Annotated in this window: 18 protein-coding genes and 1 pseudogene; 9 read left to right on the forward strand and 10 right to left on the reverse strand. The window is 25.6% G+C overall.

Annotation, left to right across the window (positions count from 1 at the left end; translation table 11 throughout):
• Positions 1 to 57: 57 nt before the first annotated feature.
• The 3 genes from Q0J69_RS06440 to Q0J69_RS06450 all read right to left on the reverse strand — a co-directional run bounded on the left by Q0J69_RS06440 (position 58) and on the right by Q0J69_RS06450 (position 2,131).
• On the reverse strand, positions 58 to 489 hold the full coding sequence (locus Q0J69_RS06440; protein WP_297205237.1) for a rubrerythrin family protein: 432 nt from the start codon (positions 487 to 489) through the stop codon (positions 58 to 60).
• 5 nt (positions 490 to 494) lie between these two features.
• Entirely contained in the window at positions 495 to 665 is a 171-nt protein-coding gene (locus Q0J69_RS06445; RefSeq protein WP_297205239.1) for a hypothetical protein, read from the reverse strand.
• A gap of 278 nt (positions 666 to 943) precedes the next feature.
• The gene (locus Q0J69_RS06450) at positions 944 to 2,131 is read right to left on the reverse strand and encodes a PLP-dependent aminotransferase family protein (RefSeq protein WP_297205241.1); all 1,188 of its coding nucleotides are present in this window, start codon (positions 2,129 to 2,131) and stop codon (positions 944 to 946) included.
• Between the two features lie 343 nt (positions 2,132 to 2,474).
• Between Q0J69_RS06450 and Q0J69_RS06455 the strand changes: the two genes are divergently transcribed.
• Genes Q0J69_RS06455 through Q0J69_RS06475 form a run of 5 tightly spaced genes read left to right on the forward strand, consistent with a single transcriptional unit; the run spans position 2,475 to position 6,051 of the window.
• Positions 2,475 to 3,089 (forward strand): CD3073 family putative ECF transporter S component, encoded by a 615-nt coding sequence (locus Q0J69_RS06455; RefSeq protein ID WP_297205242.1) that lies wholly within the window; start codon positions 2,475 to 2,477, stop codon positions 3,087 to 3,089.
• Entirely contained in the window at positions 3,082 to 3,594 is a 513-nt protein-coding gene (locus Q0J69_RS06460; protein WP_297205243.1) for a CD3072 family TudS-related putative desulfidase, read from the forward strand. Before Q0J69_RS06455 ends, Q0J69_RS06460 begins: the two co-directional genes overlap by 8 nt.
• 53 nt (positions 3,595 to 3,647) lie before the next feature.
• Positions 3,648 to 4,478 (forward strand): ABC transporter ATP-binding protein, encoded by an 831-nt coding sequence (locus Q0J69_RS06465; protein ID WP_297205245.1) that lies wholly within the window; start codon positions 3,648 to 3,650, stop codon positions 4,476 to 4,478.
• Entirely contained in the window at positions 4,463 to 5,296 is an 834-nt protein-coding gene (locus Q0J69_RS06470) for an ATP-binding cassette domain-containing protein (protein WP_297205247.1), read from the forward strand. The genes Q0J69_RS06465 and Q0J69_RS06470 overlap by 16 nt, the downstream gene beginning before the upstream one ends.
• Positions 5,297 to 5,310: 14 nt before the next feature.
• Entirely contained in the window at positions 5,311 to 6,051 is a 741-nt protein-coding gene (locus Q0J69_RS06475; protein ID WP_297205249.1) for an energy-coupling factor transporter transmembrane component T, read from the forward strand.
• Between the two features lie 4 nt (positions 6,052 to 6,055).
• Here Q0J69_RS06475 and rarD read toward each other — a convergent pair whose 3' ends face one another.
• Positions 6,056 to 6,916: an EamA family transporter RarD gene (gene rarD, locus Q0J69_RS06480; protein ID WP_297205251.1), complete on the reverse strand. Its 861-nt coding sequence runs from the start codon at positions 6,914 to 6,916 to the stop codon at positions 6,056 to 6,058.
• A 304-nt stretch (positions 6,917 to 7,220) separates the two neighbouring features.
• Here rarD and Q0J69_RS06485 point away from each other — a divergent pair, with 304 nt between their 5' ends.
• Entirely contained in the window at positions 7,221 to 8,288 is a 1,068-nt protein-coding gene (locus tag Q0J69_RS06485; RefSeq protein WP_297205253.1) for a thiamine biosynthesis protein, read from the forward strand.
• Between the two features lie 63 nt (positions 8,289 to 8,351).
• On the opposite strand, the gene Q0J69_RS06490 is transcribed toward Q0J69_RS06485, so the two are convergent.
• Genes Q0J69_RS06490 through ftsZ form a run of 4 tightly spaced genes read right to left on the reverse strand, consistent with a single transcriptional unit; the run spans position 8,352 to position 13,662 of the window.
• On the reverse strand, positions 8,352 to 9,167 hold the full coding sequence (locus Q0J69_RS06490; RefSeq protein ID WP_297205255.1) for an SPOR domain-containing protein: 816 nt from the start codon (positions 9,165 to 9,167) through the stop codon (positions 8,352 to 8,354).
• The gene (gene coaE / locus Q0J69_RS06495) at positions 9,124 to 9,738 is read right to left on the reverse strand and encodes a dephospho-CoA kinase (protein WP_297205257.1); all 615 of its coding nucleotides are present in this window, start codon (positions 9,736 to 9,738) and stop codon (positions 9,124 to 9,126) included. Before coaE ends, Q0J69_RS06490 begins: the two co-directional genes overlap by 44 nt.
• Positions 9,739 to 9,747: 9 nt before the next feature.
• Entirely contained in the window at positions 9,748 to 11,676 is a 1,929-nt protein-coding gene (locus Q0J69_RS06500; RefSeq protein WP_297205259.1) for a tetratricopeptide repeat protein, read from the reverse strand.
• Between the two features lie 15 nt (positions 11,677 to 11,691).
• A complete protein-coding gene (ftsZ, locus tag Q0J69_RS06505) occupies positions 11,692 to 13,662 on the reverse strand; it encodes a cell division protein FtsZ (protein WP_297205260.1) in 1,971 nt (656 codons plus the stop codon).
• A gap of 295 nt (positions 13,663 to 13,957) precedes the next feature.
• Between ftsZ and Q0J69_RS06510 the strand changes: the two genes are divergently transcribed.
• Complete coding sequence (locus Q0J69_RS06510; RefSeq protein WP_297205262.1) at positions 13,958 to 15,211, forward strand: MiaB/RimO family radical SAM methylthiotransferase; 1,254 nt, start codon at positions 13,958 to 13,960, stop codon at positions 15,209 to 15,211.
• 5 nt (positions 15,212 to 15,216) lie between these two features.
• Here Q0J69_RS06510 and Q0J69_RS06515 read toward each other — a convergent pair whose 3' ends face one another.
• The gene (locus Q0J69_RS06515; protein ID WP_297205264.1) at positions 15,217 to 16,140 is read right to left on the reverse strand and encodes an Abi family protein; all 924 of its coding nucleotides are present in this window, start codon (positions 16,138 to 16,140) and stop codon (positions 15,217 to 15,219) included.
• Between the two features lie 139 nt (positions 16,141 to 16,279).
• Between Q0J69_RS06515 and Q0J69_RS06520 the strand changes: the two genes are divergently transcribed.
• Positions 16,280 to 17,668, forward strand: a complete 1,389-nt coding sequence (locus Q0J69_RS06520) for an SMI1/KNR4 family protein (protein ID WP_297205266.1) — start codon at positions 16,280 to 16,282, stop codon at positions 17,666 to 17,668.
• Between the two features lie 24 nt (positions 17,669 to 17,692).
• Positions 17,693 to 20,057 (forward strand): annotated as a pseudogene (locus Q0J69_RS06525) (BspA family leucine-rich repeat surface protein).
• 41 nt (positions 20,058 to 20,098) lie between these two features.
• On the opposite strand, the gene Q0J69_RS06530 reads toward Q0J69_RS06525, so the two are convergent.
• Positions 20,099 to 21,250, reverse strand: coding sequence for a hypothetical protein (locus tag Q0J69_RS06530; protein WP_297205267.1), 1,152 nt, complete (start codon positions 21,248 to 21,250; stop codon positions 20,099 to 20,101).
• Positions 21,251 to 21,507 lie beyond the last annotated feature (257 nt).

Here is a 21,507-nt window from a genome sequence, read left to right on the forward strand (position 1 = left end):
AATATTATCAATGCTTTTGCCTCTATATTATTATTAAATTAAATATTTTGTTTATTATTAATTAAAAGCTTGGAAAGAGCTAGCTGTAGCATTACAAAGAGGACATTTGCTAGGAGCATTTCCTGCTTCTATATATCCGCAAACAGGACATAGATAATATCCAGTTGGTAAAGTTTTATTAGCATTTAAATCCTGCATAGTTTTAGTATATAGAGCAGCATGAGTTTTTTCTACAGCTCCTGTTCTATTCATTAAATCAGCAACATTTTTATTGTTTTCAGAAGTAGCTACTTTGCTGAAAGCTGGATACATTTTAGTATATTCATAAGTTTCACCAGCTATACCGCTTTTTAAATTATCAGCATCTGTAGATGTTTTTATAGCAGCAATATTAGCTGTTAATGCTTTAGTAGATAATTTAGATGACATAGCGATCTCATTTAAAAGTTTAGCATGTATAGCTTCAGCTGCAGAAGCTGCTCTAAACATAGCTGCTACGCTTTTATTTTTGCCACTTTAGCATATTCCGCATAAGTAGCAGAAGCATTCATTTCTCCATTATATGATTGACTTAAGCCATCCAATGTTGATTTAGCTGTTTGACCATAAACTAAACCTGCAAAAATAAATGAAAATGAGATTAATAAAGTTAGTTTTTTTAACATAGTGTTTTTTCCTTAAAATAATATAGTGTTTTTATATGCAGAGGCATCATATAAAATTATAAACATAATATACCTTAGTATTGTAAAATACAATACATATTTTTTATAAAAAAAATAAAAAAATAAAAAAATATATAAATATCATAATTATATTAATTAATGAACAAATTGAACAAATACCATTATATAAATTATATAGCATAGAATATATAATCTCAAATAAAAAAGCATGTATATATTATTAATACATACATGCTAAACATATTTTACTAATTAAATTATTTACGCATTTGATCAACAACTTTTGCCACTATAGACATACCTTTATCTATCATTTCAGGTGTAGAATTCGTATAATTAAGTCTTAAAGTACCCAACCCTCTTTTAGCCTCATAGAAAGGATCTCCAGGTATAACAGCAACACCAGCATCAGCTGCCTTAACACAAAAATCAACAGCATCTATCCCCTTAGGTAAAGTAGCCCATATAAACATACCTCCCTCAGGATGAGTCCAATGCATATCATTAGGCAAATGCTTATCCATAGCTTCCAACATACAACTGCATTGTTTTCCGTATAAATCTATGATTTTTTTGATATGTGCATCATAATCATTATCTTCAAAATACTGGGAAACTACAACCTGAGCAAATGTACTAGTATGCATATCTATAAGCTGTTTATATTCTTTCATTTTAGTCCATAATTCTGGTATAGAACAAGCTATCCATCCAAGTCTTAAACCTGGGGCTACTGTTTTTGAGAATGTACCCAAAAGTATAACCTGTTCTCCTAAATATGTATATAAAGATCTTTGATGTTCGCCTTTAAATCTTAATTCGCCGTAAGGATTATCTTCTATAAAGAATGTATCTTTACCTTTCATTGCATCTGCTATCTTTTCTCTTACATCATTTGTATAAGTTATTCCTGTAGGGTTTTGAAAGTTAGGAACTGCATAGAAAAATTTATGATCATATTTATTCATAGATTCTCTAACTTGTTCAACATCTGCCCCATCTTCATTCAAATCAACAGTTTTAATACTAGGATTATATAAATGAAATGACTGCAAGGCAGCTAAATATGAAGGATCTTCAACCAAAACATTATCACCTGGATCCAGCAAACATGAAGAAATAATATCCAAAGCCTGCTGAGAACCGTTTGTAATGAGTATGTCTTTTGCTTCCACATTAATGCCTTGTTTTTTGTATCTGTTAGCAATAAACTCTCTTAAAGGCACATAACCGTCTGCACTATTATATTGCAATGCGTATGCTCCTTTTGTTTCTAAAACTTTGTTAGCCGCAGCTTTAACTTCTTCTACAGGAAAAGATGCAGGATTAGGTAAGCCTCCAGCAAATGATATCAAATCACCTTTTGCTGCTACTTCTAAAATGATCTTTACAAAATTGCCCTGAAAATCTTCCTGTAATGCTCTTTTTGATAATCTTAATTTCATAATCCTATCCACTTAAAAAATTTCTTTATATTATATACTACTATTTATAATAATGCTATATAATTTTATAAAAAATAATCATTTTTTGTAAAAATAATATATAGATAAAAAACTATTTATTGACATTTTATTATCAATATTATATGATATAAATATTCAAAATTTCACAAAGGTATTATTTTATGGAATTTATCGCTTCACTTCATAAAATGCATTTCATTAAGCAATACCATTTTCCTCAGATACTTTAATTTTATAATAGGCAGTTAGTCTATTCCAAATAAAAAACAATATTCTTTCGTTTCTGAATATTTTAATAAAATAATTTTATAAGGATATAAAAATGAAAACTAAATCATATTCATTAACTTTCTGTGCTGTAGGTGTAGCATTAAATATAGTGCTGTCATTCATAGCAAAACATTTAAACATACCATTCGTATTTTTTGATGTAATGGGTACAGTATTAAGCGGAGCAGTATTAGGACCATTATACGGTGCTATAACTGGGTTCGTTACTAATTTAATAACATCAATGGTAAATAATCCTGCAGAACTTCCCTATGCAATAGTTAACATGATGATAGGTATAATAACAGGATTTATATCTATTAAATTCGGATTTAAAATTCAAACTGCCGTAATAACAGGATTAATACTTGCTGTTGCGGCACCTTTGGTAGGAACACCTATAACAGTAGTATTATACGGAGGATTAGCAGGAGGACCTATGGATATTATGACTGGATTTTTAATTCAAAGCGGACAAAAAATATTTACTTCTGCATTTATACCAAGAATAATATCAAATATAGTAGATAAACCTTTATCATGTATAATAGCATATATCATAATTTGGAGAATACCTAATTCTATTCTTACAAAAATAACTTCTAACAAAAAATTAATATCTCAAAAAATATCTAATTCTTCTGATGAGGATATAGAAAATGAATAGATCCAAAAAATTGGCAATATTATCTCATTGTGTATTAAATCAAAACTCTGTTGTAAAAGGAGAATACAAAGATATGAATATATTTTTTCCTTTTATTAAAACTTTATTTGAAAATAATATAGGTATATTGCAGCTTCCATGTCCTGAAACAGAATGCTATGGATTAAAAAGATGGGGACATGTAAAAGAACAATTTAATAATGTTGGATATAAAAAATATGCATATAAAATTCTTAATTCATTTACAGACACAATAAAAGAATATATAGATAATGGATATGAAATAATAGGCATATATGGAATAGCTGGAAGTCCAAGCTGCGGAGTTAATTTAACATGCTCTGCTGATTGGGAAGGAGAAGTTGGTTTATATAAAGATAAAGAAGATATAACTTCAAGAGTAAAAATGATAAGCGAAAGCGGTATGTTTATGGAAATATTTAAATCTATTTTAAAAGAAAATAATATAAATATACCATTTTATGATATAGATAACTATCTATAATAAATTATATTTTTTTAATATGGGCTTGCTGCTAAAGAAAAATGGATAAAATTATGAATAAAGCCGTTGAATTTAATAATGTATCTTTCTCATATATTGAAGATGATAAAAATAAACTTATCAATAATTTAAATCTAACAATAAATGAAAACAGCTATTTAGCATTGCTTGGAAAAAATGGAAGCGGAAAATCCACTTTAATAAAGCTAATGTTTGGTATAGAAAAAGCAAACAGCGGAAGCATAAAAATATTTGATATGGACATAAACGAAAATATGTCAGAAATATATAAAATATCAAGCCTTGTATTCCAAAATCCAGATGATCAGATAGTCGCCGATACTGTAGAACTTGATGTAGCATTTGCAATGGAGAATTATTCTGTACCAAGCAAAGAAATGGATAAAAAAATAGATGAAGTTCTTGAAATAGTTGATTTGTCAAATAAAAGAAAAGATAAAGTACATTCATTATCAGGAGGAGAAAAGCAAAGACTATGCATTGCCTCCTCTTTAGTACTCAATCCAAAAATATTGGTATTGGATGAACCTACATCTATGCTTGATGCTGAGAACAGGATGAAAGTCATTAATGTACTTAAAAAGATACATTCTATGGGAACGGCAATAGTAATAGTTACTCATCATATTAATGAAATAGAATACTGCAATGAGGTTGTATTTATGGATAATGGAAATATAACATTTAATGGGTCTGTTAATGATTTTGTTAATGCATTAATAAAAAATGATGAGTTTCACAAATTAAATATGCCTATTAATTTTAAATTAGCTTATGAATTATATAAAAATAAAAATATACTGATTGATAAAGATATTTTTGATTATAAAAAGGTTTGCGAAAGTTTATGGAAATCACTTTAAAAAATTTAAATGCAGGATATATAATTAATAAAAAAGAAAAAAATATAATAACAGAAAATTTAAATTATACATTTGAAAGCGGCAAATTTCATTTTTTGGCTGGAGTATCAGGAAGCGGAAAATCCACATTGCTTGAAACTATGTGTCTGCTTATAAAAAGAATATCAGGAGAAGTATTATTCGATAATAAATTGATAGATGATAAAAAAAATTTAAAAGAATTTAGAAATTCATCAGGAATAATGCTTCAATACACAGAAAAACAATTCTTTAATAATACAATAAAAGAAGAAATAGTATTCAATCTAAAAAGAAATAAATTGGATAATAAAGAAATAAATAAAAAATTAAAAGAAGTACTATATCTATTAAATATAGATAAAAAACTTTTAAAAGCATCTCCTTTTGAAATAAGCGGAGGACAAAAAAGAACAATAGCCCTAGCATCAATAATAATTACGTCGCCGAAAATTTTATTTTTAGATGAACCAACTGCAGGACTTGATTTTGAAAGTAAAAATATATTTATGAAAACAATAAAAGAATTAAATAAAAATTCAAATATAACAATAATTCAGTCCTCTCATATATTAGATGATATAATAGAATACGGAGATAATGTTTTTATTGTAAATAAGAATAAGAAATATACTTATGGAAAGCCCAAAGATCTGCTGTTTTCTAAAAGTATATTGGAAGAATATAATTTAATAGAACCAGAAATTTATAAATATATAGAAGAATTAAAAAAATTAGGTATTGGCAATCTTGATAATATATCAAATTCAAATGAGTTAATACAAAGAATATTTTATTAATAAGAGCATAATTTATGACTAAACGATTTGATCCCAGAACAATTTTTTTATCAACATTATTTTTAGCTATATCATTAATAGTTATGAATAATATTAATCAAACTATATTCTGTGCTGCCGCTGTAATACTGCATGTAATTTTTATAGGAATAAATATAAAAAACATCATAAAAATATTTTTTGCTTCTATATGGCTGCTTCTGTCTATTATAATTATAAATTATTTTCTTATAGGAAGGGACATAAATTATATAGTAAATACAGTATTTAGATTATTCGGCATCATTATATTAGCTGCTGTAGTATTATCATCTATGGATATAATGGATATAGGATTTGCAATAGAAAAAATATTTTACCATCTTAAATATTTAAAAATACCTATAGAAAGCATCAGCACAATAATAGCATTATCATTAAAATTTATACCGTTAATAAAAGATGAAGCCGTAAGGATAAGAAAAGCTCAGAAGGCTAGAGGATTAGATTATAAATTAATGTCAATACCTGAAAAAATATCAAATACAGCAAATCTATTTATACCTATAGTCATTTCTGCTATACAGTCATCTGTGAGAACGGCAGCTGCTATGGAAGTAAGAGGCTACAGTGCACCTTATATTAAAACAAGACTCTATAAATCTTTTATAAGATTTAGGGATATCATATATATTATTTACTCCATAATTTTCTTAATATTTATAATTTTAATAAGGTTAAATATTATAAATATATTAAAAGAAATAAAAATATAAAACTTTATTTTTTATTAGAAAAAGAGCTTCTAAATATAGATACAGCATAGAGTACAGCAGCCAATATTATTATAGCCAATGTAATTGCCCTATTCAAATTAACTTCTTCTTTATAAACGAATATAGCAAGTAAAGTAGCAAGCAGAGGCACAAAAAACTGCAGAAATCCAAGCGTAGAAATTTGAAGTCCCTTAGCTGCCTTTGCATACAAATATAATGGTATTCCAGTAGCAATGCCAGCAAACATTAATGTAACCCAAGAAGATACTGGCTGAGGCGATGCTGGAAAATATATTTTACTCAAAATAACTGAAGGTATAAGTATAGCAGATGTTTCCAAAAATAAACTCTCCCATCCTGAATAAACAGTCATCTTTTTGAATAATCCATATATTGAAAAAGTTAACCCTATAAGAAATGCCATAATAGGAGGCTTGCCCAATGTTATAGTTTGATATATCATGCCAATAAACATTAAAATTATTGCCGCATATTCCAAAGCTGTTTTCTTTTCTCTAAAAATTATTATTCCTATTAATATACTTAAAATAGGTGCTATATAATATGCCAAACCTGCTTCAAGTACATGACCTGAATTGACAGTGTAAATATATAAATACCAGTTAAGACCTAAAAATATACCCGCTATTATTATTGATACTAAAGGCTTTACACCTCTATATAAATTGGCTCTTTTATATATAATTATTATCAAAGTAAATATAAAAGTTGTAATAACTCTTATACCCAAAACAAAAGCCGAATCAAAATTCTGCACCGCTTTCCAATATACAGGAAGAAGTCCCCACATTATATATGCTATAGCTGCAAGAAAAATAGATTTATTATTATTATTATCAGACATTTTTTATAACCCTAAATAATTTTTGCATACAATAATAAACCTATTAAAAATATTTTCAATATCAATAAAATTAAAATACAAATATATAATAATTTATTAAACTTATTTTTAAATAAATAGTACATAAATATTTGATACCCCCTTACTTGCAGCTTTAAAAACTAAAATCAACTTTTTGTAAAAATAATTAGTTTTTATATATAAATTAATTATAATATAATTTTTAAAAAATAATAAAATATTGACAAAACAAAATCATTTAGTATATTATAAAAATAATTATATAAACAAAAGGAAAATTCTAATGATTGATAAAAAAGCAAAAGCTATTTTACTATTATCGGGCGGATTAGACAGCATGCTTGTAGGAGCTATATTAAAGAGAGAAAATATAGATGTTCTTGCTATAAGATTTGTAACTGGTCTAGAATATTCTGTTATAAAAGAAGAGCTTTTGGATATATATAACGATGATCCCGCTAAAAAGGCAGCTGATTTTCTTAATATACCTATTAGATTTGTTTCATTAAAAGATGTTTATCTTGATATGTTTTTAAACCCTAAATACGGATACGGAAGTGCAATTAATCCATGTTTGGACTGTCATATATTAATGCTTAAAACTGCCAAAAAAATAATGGAAGAAGAACATTTTGATTTTGTAGCAACAGGGGAAGTTAAAGGACAAAGACCAATGAGTCAGAAATCACAAGACTTAATAAATGCTATAAAAGAAAGCGGACTTGAAGGAAGATTATTAAGACCTTTATCTGCTAAACTTTTGCCTATAACAATACCTGAAAAAGAAGGTTTAATAAATAGAGAAAATCTTTATGATATATATGGAAGATCTAGGCATGTTCAAATGAAACTAGCAGAGGAGTTTGGAATAACAGACTACCCTATTCCAGCTGGAGCAGGATGTGCCATAGTTGATAAGGGATACGCGAGAAGATACGCTGATTTAACTTCTAACAATGGATTTGATATAATAAATATGGAATTGATGCAGTATTTAGCTATAGGCAGACATATTAGAATGAATAAAGATGTTAAACTTTTACTTGGAAGAAATGAAAAAGAAAATGATGCTTTAGAAAAAAGGGAAAGAAAAAACTGCATAACATTAAAACCTAATTATAATAAAGGACCTTTCGGATATTTAGAACTTTTTAAAAATATAAAAGATATAGAAAATATTGAAGATATAATTAATAATTCTGCTATGATAATGGGATATTTTTCAAAAGAAGATAAAGATACATTGACTATAACCGCCTCATATTATGATAACAGCATTAATAATAAAAATAAAAATATAGAGATAGACAGTAAAGAATCAAAAAATACAAAATTTGAACAGATAATATAATAATACCCTCAAAAAATTAAATATTTTAAGAGGGTATTACTATAACTTTTAGGATATTTTTATTTAACTTACTTTCTTATCGGAATAAATATAACTATCTTTATAAGCTGGTATCTTTTTTATTTCAGCCAAAACTTTTTGAGCATCTTCTCTGCTTTCATATCTTCCAACTTTTAATTTATACATCATTTTACCATCATCAGTTTTCTCTTCTTTTATAAAAGTTTTTGGAAATTTGGCTTTTAAAGTATCTCTTGCAGAGTATGTACTCTCTTTATCATAACCAACAGCTACTTGTATAAAATATATAGAGTCGCTTGATGATGATCTTGTATATGGAACTCTTGTATTTGCTGTACTACTATTTGCTGATGATGGTGCTGGAGTAATAACTGCCATTTGCTGAGGAGGAGTATAAGTAGAATTTGGAGACATACCCATAGTTTCTTTTTGTTTTATATCCTCATTAATAGCATCCAATTCTGAAGCTAAATTTTGTGTGTACTCATTATATCTGTCAGCAGAAGTATTGCCTTCCCTTATTATACTAGAAGAAGAAGTATTATCATATTCATTTAATGCCATTATATCATTATTAGGAACATCGGCACTGCTTATTTCACTGTTCATATTATCTGATGTTTCGGCACCTCTCATTAATGCCTCCATAGAATCATCAGCACTATTAGCAGCATGTACAGGTTTCGATCCGCCCAAATGAAAACCCAATACAAAAATAAATAATATTAATACTACTGCACTTATAGAAAATACTAATAATCTTATAGGTGTAAAATTAACTATATAAAGTGTTTTTCTTTTGCCAAATTGATTATTAATAGAAGAGTTTTTTTCTTCTGTATTTTGATTTAAATCCATAATGCCTTCCTAGTCTTTTTGAAACTATAATCAAATGATTATAATCTTTCATATTGTTTATTAAAATATCGGCATTGGATCTATTATTTTTAACATCTCTTTGCATTTTTAATCTTTTTCTTGCTTCATGTTCTGATATATTTCTGCTTTTTTTCATTCTGTTTATTATATCAGAAGTTTTTGCATTTACATATATTAAACTGCTGCACATAGATTTTATATTGCTTCTCATTATAAGAGCAGCCTCTATAACAACATCTTTATCCGTAGAATCAATTAATTCTTTAACTCTTTTCTCTATATAGGGGTAATTAAGTTCTTCGAGTTTCTTTAATTTTTTTGAATTATTAAAAACGATAGAGCCTAACTTTTTTCTGTCTATGTTATTATTTTCATCTAATATATCAGAAGAAAATTCTCTAACTATATTTTCCTTATTATTAATTAAAGCCTCATGCCCTATAGAATCAGCATCAATATATAATGCATTCATTTCCTTAGCAAGCATCTTGGAAAATGAACTCTTACCTGAACATATAAGCCCATATACTCCTATAATATTTCTTTCCATATAATTTCTTTACTGAGCATTTGTATTAGTAGACTGAACAGCGGTGTTTGTAATATAAGGCATTACTATTTGATTTAAATTTACTTTATTCAATACTCTTCCGTCTATAAGTTTAGCTAAAGATACATTTTCATCAGCTGTTATAATTTTTATCATTCCTATAGCACTGTTATATCCTCTAGTAGATAAATCAGTTCTAGGAGTTGTTGTATTATATATAATTAAATTCATGTTATTTGTAATACCCTGCATTCTGCCTGAGTTTATATATATATTATCATTATGAATCTTTATCACTTTAGAATAAAATGGAATAGCATTATTTACTACTCTTCCAGCCATAACAGCAGCACCAACTATTTTCTCTCTTCCTCTAGTCATAACTGTGAAGTTTGTAACAACTTTCTCACTCTTTACATCAACTAAATCAAGCATTATAGTAAATGTATCATTATTTTGGAAAGCAGAACCTCTTAAATAATAATCAACATTTCTATTATTTAACTCTCTATACAAATCTCTAGTATTATAATAATTTGTATACATATCTAATACCTTAAATCTTCCAAACTGCGGCAAAACATAAGATAATGTTTGATATAAAGCAGTATTCAAATACATAGGACTATCTTTTTGAGCAGTGATAGTATCAGCTATTGCAACTGTAAAACCTGGATTCTCTATATTATACTGGCTTATACCCCATCCCTTTGATATTATATTTTTATTCAATCTTCTTTTATAGCTGTCATATTTGTATGTAATGGATTTATCTTCAGGATTAACATTTTTTGCTATTTCAAGTTCTTCAAGAGATTTCTCTTCCAAACCCATTCTTTTGTAAACATCAGAAAGCATTAATCTGGCATAAGTATTAGCAGGATTCAATCTTAGCATGTGTTTTAAATAAGCCTGTGCTCTTACATTATCAGCAAGTCTTGTATAGTAAGAAGCTAAATTGCCGTAATATAAAGCAGCTCTATCTCTCTCATAATCAGGATTAGGATTTGTATGAAGAAGCACCCTCTCATAGGCAAGTCTTCCTAGTTCATTTTCCGGATTTGCTCTAAGATAATTTATATAAGCATTCTTAGCTCTCACATAATTATCAGCACCCTCATAAACATTCCCTATATAATAATATTTTGAATTATTATTAAAATCAGTATCAGGCATATACTCTAATATACCAATAGCATCATCATATCTGTTTAATGCTATGTATATATTAGCCTGTAAAATTTTAGCATCACTGTAATTTGTATAATAGAATAATGCATTATTTACTTCATTTAAAGCAGAATTATAATTTTTATTTAAATAATAATAATTAGCTAAATTATAATAAGATTCCGCCATTCTAGGGTTATTGGCAATATTTTCATTAAATAAACTTAAAGCAGTCTGATTATCTCCGTTTGCAAGATATAAATATGCTAAAGCAGCAGTGGCTTCAGGTCTGATTTTATCTATAACTCTTGCTCTTTCATAAAGACTCATTGCTGTTTTATAATATCCTGCTCTTTCACTGAGAACCCCCTCAGCATAATTGGCAAGATAATTTTTACTATCTAAATTTTTTATAGTATTAACTGTTGTTCTAGCCTCTGAATTTCTATTATTAGTGATTTCTATAATCAATTTTCTTTCAAAAAGTTTATATGATTTGGAATGATAACGCTCAGCATCTGCAATTAAAGTTTCAGCCATTGCATAATTATTAAGTTTTATATAATTATCTATTAATAAAAGATAAGAATCCAAATCACTAGGTTTTACATTAAGATATTCTAATATAGCTATAGAACCTTCATAATTTCTATCATTATAAAGTTTAAGAGCATTTTCTATAGTATTTTGAGAAAAAGCTGATAAACTAAATATATAGAAAATAAAAAGATTCAATATTAATCTTTTTTTAAAAGTATTTTTCTTCATAATAAAAACAACACCTTATCTCATAGTATTTCTTGCCTGTATTTGGCGTCTTAAGAAAGCAGGTTTTTCTAAATCTGTATCTGCTGAAGATGTTTCTCCAAATATAGACATTTTATATCCCAATTTATTATGTTTATCCATATAATCATCGGATACAACATCAAACGGCATTTTAAAATCATTTGAATGAGGAGTATTCTTTTTCTCTTCATCATCAAAACGCATTTCTTCTGCTATTTTTTCTACAGCTTTACTGCTTATAGTAGAATTTTTAGTTTCATATTTTTGAGAATGCTCAATATTTTTATTATTATTAACATTATTAACTATAGTTCTATTAAAATCTTCATCTTTTTTATTATTTTCATTAATGCTAAGTTCATTATCAGATGTATTAAATCTATTTGTTTTAACCATAAGAGGTTTTTTAAGATTATTTATTTTGCTCTCAAAACTATCAGCAGAATATTCTTTATTATCTTTAACTTCTGCTTCCTCTATCTTAGTTTTTTCTTCTTTTTTATCGAGTTTATCAATTTCTTCTTTTCTTACTTCTTCTTTAATTTCTTTGATTTCTTCTTTTACAACTTCTTTAATCTCTTCTTTGATATTAATATCTGATTTTATTTCTTCTGTTTTAACATTATTATCTTGATTATCTTGTTTAACACTATTCTCATGAATATCAGCATTTTTATTAACATTCAAACTTTCAAGTTCAACTTCTTTTTCTTCTTCAGGCTCTTTTATCATCGTATTAATATTATCTATTTCACTGATATTTTCAACTCTGCTGTCTGATGAAGAAATAATTTTATCTTTGTCTAAAACTTTATTAACAGTTTCATTTGAATTGCTGTTATCTATTTTAGAAACATTATTCACAGAAGAAGAATTCAAACTTCTGTTTATATTAAATCTGTCATTAGCATTTTCATCGTCATCTTTACTATCAAAACTATTTTTAGCATTTGCATCAAAACCAGTAGCTACTATTGTAACAATAATCTCATCTTTAAGCTCTTCTTTAGGGCAAACACCAATTTTTATATTAGCATTTTCATTAGCATAATTATTAATTATTTTGCTTGCTTCTCTATATTCTTTCATAGCAAAATCTTTAGGACAAACTATATTAGCAAGTATTCCCCTTGCATTTTTAATACTTGAAACATCCAAAAGAGGATTTTCAAATGCATTATTAATAGCTTTTTGAAGTCTGTCATCTCCCTTGCCTACTCCTATACCTAAATGAGCCCTTCCATTAGAAAGAGATATCATAGTTTTTACATCGGCAAAGTCTACATTTATAAATCCTGTCTGAGTAATGATATCAGAAATACCCTGTACTCCCTGACGAAGTATATCATCTACAACAGATAAAGCCTGTTCATAGCTGTAATTATCCATATCTACCATGTCATATAGATTTTCATTAGGTATTATAATAAGAGAATCTACAACTGTAAGCATTTTATCTATTCCAGCCTCAGCACGGTTCATCTTTAATTTGCCTTCATATTCAAAAGGCTTAGTAACAACACCTATAGTTAAAGCCCCTGCTTTTTTAGCAGCTTCCGCTACAACAGGACTGGCACCTGTTCCAGTACCTCCTCCGAAACTGCTTGCTATAAATACCAAATTAGCACCGCTTACAAGCTCTTCTATTTTAGCAATATCTTCTCTTGCTGCTTCAGCACCTTTTTCTGGGTCTGTGCCTGCACCTAAGCCTTGTGTTACTCTATCTCCTAAAACCACTCTAGTAGGAGCATTTGAACGAGAAAGTGCCTGAGAATCTGTATTCATAGCAATAAATTCAACATTTTCAAGACCTTCTTCTATCATTCTGTTTACAGCGTTGCATCCGCCGTTTCCAACACCTACTACTTTTATTACAGTATCTAAAGAAGACCCATTATTAAATGATGCCATTTTATCTCTCCCCTTATTATTATCTGCCAACTCTATGCGATAGTTAGGATTCATTGCCTACTCCCTTGCTATAATAGAAAATTAAAATATTATATTTGTTTTAATAAATCTTTACTAATTATGTTAATAGTATACATGCATTTTAATAAACATAATTATATTAACATAATTATAAAATACTGCAAGTAGCAAAAATAAAAAATTATGTTATTATATTAATCGGAATGTTTTTATTTTTTGATGATAAATTTATTATGTTAATTAATTTTTTTTTAAAATGTTTGAGTTATTATAATTTTAGATATATACTACTAACAAAGAATTAATACTATTTATAGAGAATATTGTTATGAATATACATATACACACATTCGGATGCCGTCTTAATCAGTATGAAAGTGAAAAAATTTCTTATGAATTGAAAAACATGGGAGCTAATATCACTGAATTAAATAATGCTGATGCAGTAGCTATAAATACATGCACTGTTACTAATGACAGCGATAAAAAACTTATGGCTTATTTGGAAAAACTAGGAGATATATCTCAAAAAAAAGTATTTTTAATAGGCTGTTATGTATCAAAAAAAGATAAAGATTCTTCTATTATTAAGGACAATATTATTCTTATACCAAATGACAGAAAAGAAGAAGCTTCAGAAATAATATTTAATTCTATGCATAATAATAATTCTAATGAAGTTAAAAATCCTATATTTTTTCCTCAGGAGCAAAGCAGGGCCTATTTAAAAATACAGGATGGATGTGAAGTTTTCTGTACATACTGTATAGTTTCAAGAGTGAGAGGAAGTCATAGAAGTGTTGAGCCAAAAAAAATATTTGAGGCTGTAAAAATGGCTAATGATTACGGTTATAAAGAAATTGTACTTACTGGGCTTAATTTAGGCTCATACAACTATAATAATGAAATTAGCTTCTATAATATACTTACTCAAATATTAGAACATTCTTCAAAATATGGTATTAGAATAAGGCTTTCATCCGTAGAACCTATTTATTTTGATGACAGCCTTATAAGCCTATTTAAAAATGACGATGTGCTTTGTCCTCATGCTCATATACCTTTGCAGTCTGGAAGCAACAAAATACTTAAACTTATGAACAGAAGATATACAAGAGAAGATTATTTATCAATTACTGAAAAACTATATAAAACTAATTCAAATATGGCTATAAGCAGTGATGTAATGGTGGGTTTTCCTCATGAAGAGAATACTGATTTTAATGATACTTATGATTTATGCGAAAAGTCAAAATTTATAAAGATTCACATATTTAGATATTCAAACAGAGAAAATACTCCTTCGTCAAAAATGGACGGTCAAGTTGGATACAGAACAAAATTAAAAAGAGCTAAAATATTAAATACTCTAAACATTAAATTAAAAGATTTATATTACAAAAATGCCGAAGGAAGAAATCTAAAAATAATAATAGAAAAAACTTTATCAGACAATAATTATATAGGAACAAGTGCTGAATACTTAAAATGCAAACTTCACAGTGAAGCATCTCTAAACAAAAAAGAGCTTAAAATAGCAAAAGCATTGAAATATGAAGGCGGTATTATGCTCTGTGAATAAATATATTAAATAAAAAATAATCCCCCATTCCAGTTGTTTGGTATACCTATATCACTTATTAATGGTTTATTCTTCAATATCTTGTTTTCTGATATATGCTTAATCATATCATATAAATTATTAATAATAGGTAATGTCAATTCTGTATAAATATTAGAAACTTTCACAATATATTCTAATGTTACTATAAAATTAAATAAATAAGAATTTAAAAGTAAATTCCAATTATAATTACTATTAAGTATTACATTTTTCGGTATAATAGGAGGGTTTAATAATTGTCGGCATAAGATTCTTGAATGATGTACAGATCTATTCCTCATTTCAGTTATAGCAAATAACCAACTTTTTAAATACTTATAATGATATAGGTTCATATTGTTAGTTATTAAAGTTTGCAATTTTTTATCAGAAGAAGAATAAAATTTTGATAATGTACCTAAACTCATTATTTCTACACTTATCCAAATTGGTATTTTAGGATAATCTAAATATTCCTTCTTATAGTGATTAATAAATATTTCTTTTGAACGCAAAACTTCTTTTTTTATTTCGCTATTTACATTATAATAATTCACTAAATTATAATTAGCAAACGGATCATTATTATATACATCTAAAAAACTTCTAGCTATAATATTTCTCATATATATTTCTACATAAGAAATACATGAAAATAAAAGCTGTCTTATTTGAATATCATATTTAAAAACTTCAAAGACTTCTTCAAATGTGGTTTTATTAGAAAAATTATGAGTTCTTTTATTCGATTTATCCTCAAATATATAAGTATATCCGCTAAAATTATAATAATTTAATTTTTCTAAAACAGATTTAGCATAATTTATATCTTTTATTAATAATCCTCTAGATTGAAGCAAATTTATTTGATCATTAATTGATAAAGCAGGTTTATTATAATTTTTCATAAATAAAAAAGCCCGCAGAGTGAGCTACCAAAGGTAAGCCCTGCGGTACGGTTATTTATATTATAACAAAATATATCATAAAGTCAAACAAATTAATTTAATAATTTGACTTTATATATTCAAAATGTATAATTAATAAATGATAAACATAAATAAAGAACTAAACAATGAAAGAAAACAAAACATTCTTAATCTATTAAAAAAATGTAAAAACTTCAAACAATTCGCATCAGAAAGCCATGAATATAAATTAAATCCTCCTATAGATAAAAATAAAGTTATAGAATTAGAAAATAAATATGAATTCAAACTTCCAGAAGATTATTTTTGGTTTATAACTGAAGTAGGCAACGGAGGGGCATGTCATGGCTACAGTATGGACAAATTTGAAGATATGTATTTTGATTATTTAAAATATGATAACAGAATAGATTTGATGAAAGAATATTCAAAAAAAGTCAATGAAGGAAATGCTAATGATATAGAAGATACAGACTTTGAATATTACGGTATATTAAGGTTTGGGACTTTGGGCTGTTCATCTTCTATAGGTTTAATAGTAACAGGAGAAAATAGAGGAAGAGTTGTTTATTATGATGAGGAGTTTTACGAAGAGCCTTTTATAACATGTTATGATAATTTCGTAGATTATTACGAAAATTGGGCTTTGGAAACATCTCTTAATTATAATATGGGTTCTTTTGGAATAAGGCTAAAACTTGAAATTGATGATTTAATAAAAAGCTATCATGATATATTAAATAACAATACAAAAAAAGAAGAAAATTTTATAAATAAACAAAGTATCATAACAACGATGCATAAATACAAATCATTAGAAGAAAAATATTTAAATGAAATATATAATTTATACAATTTAGAAAAAGATGAAAATTATAAATTAAAATTTTCTGTTTTATTAATCAATCATAATTATAAAAAAATAGAAAAACATATAAGAGAAGCATTTCAAAACAAATATATTATAGATTCTTATGTTAAAGTTTTATATTTAAAAGTTCATGCTGACGCCAATTTGTTTGTAGGCAATTTTAAAAAAGAAATTTTTGATTGGACAGCTGAAATAAAATCGGCATTGGAATATTATAAAAAATTAACTAATAAAGAAAATAAGAAAAATAACTTTAGTCTTTTTATAGCCATGGCTTTATATCTATATAAAAATAATTTAATTGATTTTAACGAGTTTGATATATTTATTAATAACAGAAACTCTACTATATTGTATCTCCTATCTATTAGCAGTTTAGAAAATGATAATATATTCAATATTTATATAGACGAATTTATAAAAGCATGCTCAAATAAAAACACAGAAAAAATAAGAAATACAACATCATACTTAGAAAATATTTTAAAAAATAATAAAAAATATAAAAAAGAAATAATAAACACAATAAAAACAGAATATCAAAAATTATTAGAATATTATAAAATAAATGAGCCAAAAGATAAATCCATAATACATTTTATAAATAACACTTCAAAAAGAATATTTAATTATTAAAATATTAATATCATAGGAATTAAAATGAAATATAAACCTACAAGCAGAAAAGAATTAAAAGATTTAGTAACAGATGAAAGTATTTATTTAGGTGATATTGATACCAGCTTAATAACTGATATGGCAAACTTATTCGATTTTTTTAATAGAGATAATTATGACGGTATAGAGAATTGGGACACTTCTAATGTAGAAAATATGGCTGGTATGTTTTCTGCTAATAGGAATTTTAATAAAGATATTAGTAAATGGAATGTTTCTAAAGTAAAAAATACAGCTTATATGTTTTTCTTGGCTGACAAATTTAATCAACCTTTGAATGATTGGGACGTAAGCAATGTGATAAATATGAATAGTATGTTCATGAATGCTAAAAGTTTCAATCAGCCTCTTGATAATTGGAATGTAAGCAATGTTCAAAGTATGAGCGATATGTTTCATTGTGCTGAAAGTTTTAATCAAAATATAAATGATTGGAATGTAAGTAATGTAGAAAGTATGAATCATATGTTTTCATCTGCCCATAAATTTAATCAGCCTTTATTTAAATGGGATACTTCTAAAGTAAAAGAGATGTTTGGTATGTTTTCATTGGCTTATGCATTTAATCAGTCTCTTAATAATTGGAATGTAAGTAATGTTACAAATATGAGATGTATGTTTATGTTTGCAAGAGATTTTAATCGACCTATTAATAATTGGAATACAAAAAAATTAAAAGATGCTGGAAGTATGTTTTCAAATACATCAGCATTCAATCAAAATTTAGATGATTGGAATATTGATAATCTTTCGGATATGACTAATTTTAATAAGGATTCTGCATTAGAATTAACTTTTAAATTCAAGACTTATTTATATGCTTTAACTTTAGATAAAGAAGAAAAAAATAATTTAAATGATTTTATAAAAAACAATGTAAAAAATATATATAAAATTATAGAAAATCATAAAAATAAAAAAATTAATCTCCTTAAAAGATATTTAATAAATAATTTTTATAATGAATTAAAAGAATTAATACCAAACTATATTGAAAGTTTTAATAGCATAGAAGAGGTTTATAATTATATAGATAAAGACTATAATAAAAAAGATGATAAAAAAGTACAATTTATAGATGATATAAAAATTGAAAATATAGATAAAAGAATAATAAAATATATTTACTTATCATATTTAGAATTAAAAAGAGAAGCCTACAGAATAAAACAAATAGATTATATTATAAATTTAATTGATGAAAAATCTTTTATAAATGCAATAAAAACAATATACACAAACACCAACAAAGAAACCTCAGCTATTATCTGGAGGCGATAAAGCATTAAGAGAGATTTACAAAAAAGAAAAAGATTCAAAACTATGTTTGATTATATTTTCTTTAAATAAAAATAGTAAATATGCTATTAACATGCTTTATAATTCATTTAGAAAAAGTAAAAAATCTGAAGTAAAAGAGATGACAGAAATAATAATTAAGGATATAGCAGAAGAAAATAATTTGACTGTTTATGAATTTGGATTAAAAGCTATACCAAATTTTGACTTTGATATAAACGGAGAGAAAATAATAAAAGTTAATAATAATCAGTATAAAATAATTTTAAAACATGATTATACTATAGATTATTTTGATATCAAAGAAAATAAAATATTAAAGCAAATACCTAAAGATTTTGATGATAGTACAAAAGAAGAAATTAAATACATGAAAAAAGAAATCCCAAATATTATAAAAAATCAAAGCAGGAATTTAATAAAAATGTTATTAACAGGAAAAAAGTACGATTTTAATTTTTTCAAAGAAATATTTATTGATAATCCAATAATGAATAAATTTGCTATTAATTTAGTTTGGAATTTATTTGATAAAAATAATAGTTTCATAACAACATTCAGATATTCATGCGATGGAAGTTATACAAACTACGATGATAATACAGTGAATATAAATAATAATTATTTTGTAAGTTTATCAAGTCCTATAGAAATGGAAGAGAGTATTATATCAAAATGGAAAAAACAGCTTGAAGATTATGAATTATCACAGCCAATAATGCAGTTTACAAATATAAAAATAAATAATTTAGAAGAAGCATTACAAAAATTACAAAATATAGAAATAAGCTATGGCACAATAAAAGCATTTTCTCAAAGATATGACATGAATATAGAACATAAAAGTTATTACGAAATTAACGGATATTCTTATAAAGATTCATACAATAATCAAGATTTTTATATAAAAACAAAAATTATCAATACTGAAACCAATTATAATGATAAAATAAAAATTAATATAGAGTTTAATAATGCAAGTAACAGATTTATATATACTTGGCTTATACTTTTAATATGGGATTTAAGATTAACAGAAATGTTTTAATAATTAATATTAAGGCATCAATTATTTTAATAACTAATTTCCTAACATATTAGTATATCCTTTTTCTTATAAAGAATAATATATGATATTATAGTATGCAAAATTATTCCCAAACCAAACATAATAATTATAGTATTCATATTAAAATTAATATATCCTTTTAAATATAGAAAATAGACAATACCATAATAAACAAAATTAATAATTATAGAGTTTATAAGATTGTATAGTGTTTTACCATAACCTATAAATATATTATCAGGTATAATAGAGAATGCATAAAATATATAAAAAGGAGATAATTTTAATACTATTAAATATATATCATTATAATTTTCAAGTCTTTCTATGTATTTAAAAAATAAATTTGAAAATAATACTGCCGCTGATGCTAAAATAATTATAAAAAATATAATCCTAAAATAATTTCCAATTTGATTATTTTTATTTTCTTTACAATTAGTTCTTATAACTTCATTTAAAGCAAGTACAGGCATTAATAACCAGCTCCATATAAAATTATTTGCTATCCAATAATTACCTTGTTCTGCTACAAGATTAACCATTTTTACAATCATCAAAGCATATACTATGTTATCCACGAGAATTTGAAATGCAGAGAATATTCCTATTTTAAAATAAGAAATAAATATCATCTTATCTTCTTTGTTAAACCATGATAATTTTATCAATCTTTTTTTTACTAAAATAAAAATGCCTAATATTCCCATAACTAAATTTATAATCATATTAGAATAAGCAGCACCAAAAACATTGAATTTTAATATTAAATTCATATCCAATAAAATAAGAAGCAATGTTTTCACAAAAGCAAATATTATAAAAACCTTATATAATTCTTTAGATACTATTACTATATTGATGGAAGTAATAATAAAACCAATTACAAATACTTTAAATGTAACCTTGGCAAAATATTCACTATCATTATTGTTTTTTATAACTCTATTAAATATTGCATATAAAGGTATATGTAAAAAAGCAAGCAATGTTTCATTTATTAAATCAAACCATTCAAGATGCCCCATAATATTGAATGCAGAAGAATCTGATGAAATTGATACTATAATAGTTCTTATAGTTTCATATAGTGCTGGAAATAAAGATAAAAATATCAATGAAAAATATAATTTATAATTAAAATTTTTAAAATAGAATAGTTTTTTAATCATTTATATATCCTTATTTTTTACTAGATATTTATAAACATATAATTAATAGCATTATTTTTAAAAGTTTCAACAATATTATTTTTAAAAATAATAATATATCATAGCTCTATATATGCTGTACTTACATTGATAAAATATTTTTGTATTGTTATGTATTATAATATCTGACTATTGTAAAATATGTATATTATTTTTTTATTTGTATATACAGACATTATTTCTTTTAGTACATTTTTAATTGTGGTACACACTGCTAT

The sequence above is a fragment of the uncultured Brachyspira sp. genome, assembly GCF_944388875.1.
Classification (GTDB): Bacteria; Spirochaetota; Brachyspiria; order Brachyspirales; family Brachyspiraceae; genus Brachyspira.

What these genes read in the sequence shown, in the direction of transcription:
- Q0J69_RS06520 (WP_297205266.1), top strand. Translation starts at nt 16,280, where the DNA reads ATGATAAACATAAATAAAGAACTAAACAATGAAAGAAAACAAAACATT.
- Q0J69_RS06485 (WP_297205253.1), top strand. Translation starts at nt 7,221, where the DNA reads ATGATTGATAAAAAAGCAAAAGCTATTTTACTATTATCGGGCGGATTA.
- ftsZ (WP_297205260.1), bottom strand. Translation starts at nt 13,662, where the DNA reads ATGAATCCTAACTATCGCATAGAGTTGGCAGATAATAATAAGGGGAGA.
- Q0J69_RS06455 (WP_297205242.1), top strand. Translation starts at nt 2,475, where the DNA reads ATGAAAACTAAATCATATTCATTAACTTTCTGTGCTGTAGGTGTAGCA.
- rarD (WP_297205251.1), bottom strand. Translation starts at nt 6,916, where the DNA reads ATGTCTGATAATAATAATAATAAATCTATTTTTCTTGCAGCTATAGCA.
- coaE (WP_297205257.1), bottom strand. Translation starts at nt 9,738, where the DNA reads ATGGAAAGAAATATTATAGGAGTATATGGGCTTATATGTTCAGGTAAG.
- Q0J69_RS06515 (WP_297205264.1), bottom strand. Translation starts at nt 16,140, where the DNA reads ATGAAAAATTATAATAAACCTGCTTTATCAATTAATGATCAAATAAAT.
- Q0J69_RS06530 (WP_297205267.1), bottom strand. Translation starts at nt 21,250, where the DNA reads ATGATTAAAAAACTATTCTATTTTAAAAATTTTAATTATAAATTATAT.
- Q0J69_RS06450 (WP_297205241.1), bottom strand. Translation starts at nt 2,131, where the DNA reads ATGAAATTAAGATTATCAAAAAGAGCATTACAGGAAGATTTTCAGGGC.
- Q0J69_RS06510 (WP_297205262.1), top strand. Translation starts at nt 13,958, where the DNA reads ATGAATATACATATACACACATTCGGATGCCGTCTTAATCAGTATGAA.
- Q0J69_RS06465 (WP_297205245.1), top strand. Translation starts at nt 3,648, where the DNA reads ATGAATAAAGCCGTTGAATTTAATAATGTATCTTTCTCATATATTGAA.
- Q0J69_RS06475 (WP_297205249.1), top strand. Translation starts at nt 5,311, where the DNA reads ATGACTAAACGATTTGATCCCAGAACAATTTTTTTATCAACATTATTT.
- Q0J69_RS06470 (WP_297205247.1), top strand. Translation starts at nt 4,463, where the DNA reads ATGGAAATCACTTTAAAAAATTTAAATGCAGGATATATAATTAATAAA.
- Q0J69_RS06440 (WP_297205237.1), bottom strand. Translation starts at nt 489, where the DNA reads ATGTTTAGAGCAGCTTCTGCAGCTGAAGCTATACATGCTAAACTTTTA.
- Q0J69_RS06445 (WP_297205239.1), bottom strand. Translation starts at nt 665, where the DNA reads ATGTTAAAAAAACTAACTTTATTAATCTCATTTTCATTTATTTTTGCA.
- Q0J69_RS06490 (WP_297205255.1), bottom strand. Translation starts at nt 9,167, where the DNA reads ATGGATTTAAATCAAAATACAGAAGAAAAAAACTCTTCTATTAATAAT.
- Q0J69_RS06500 (WP_297205259.1), bottom strand. Translation starts at nt 11,676, where the DNA reads ATGAAGAAAAATACTTTTAAAAAAAGATTAATATTGAATCTTTTTATT.
- Q0J69_RS06460 (WP_297205243.1), top strand. Translation starts at nt 3,082, where the DNA reads ATGAATAGATCCAAAAAATTGGCAATATTATCTCATTGTGTATTAAAT.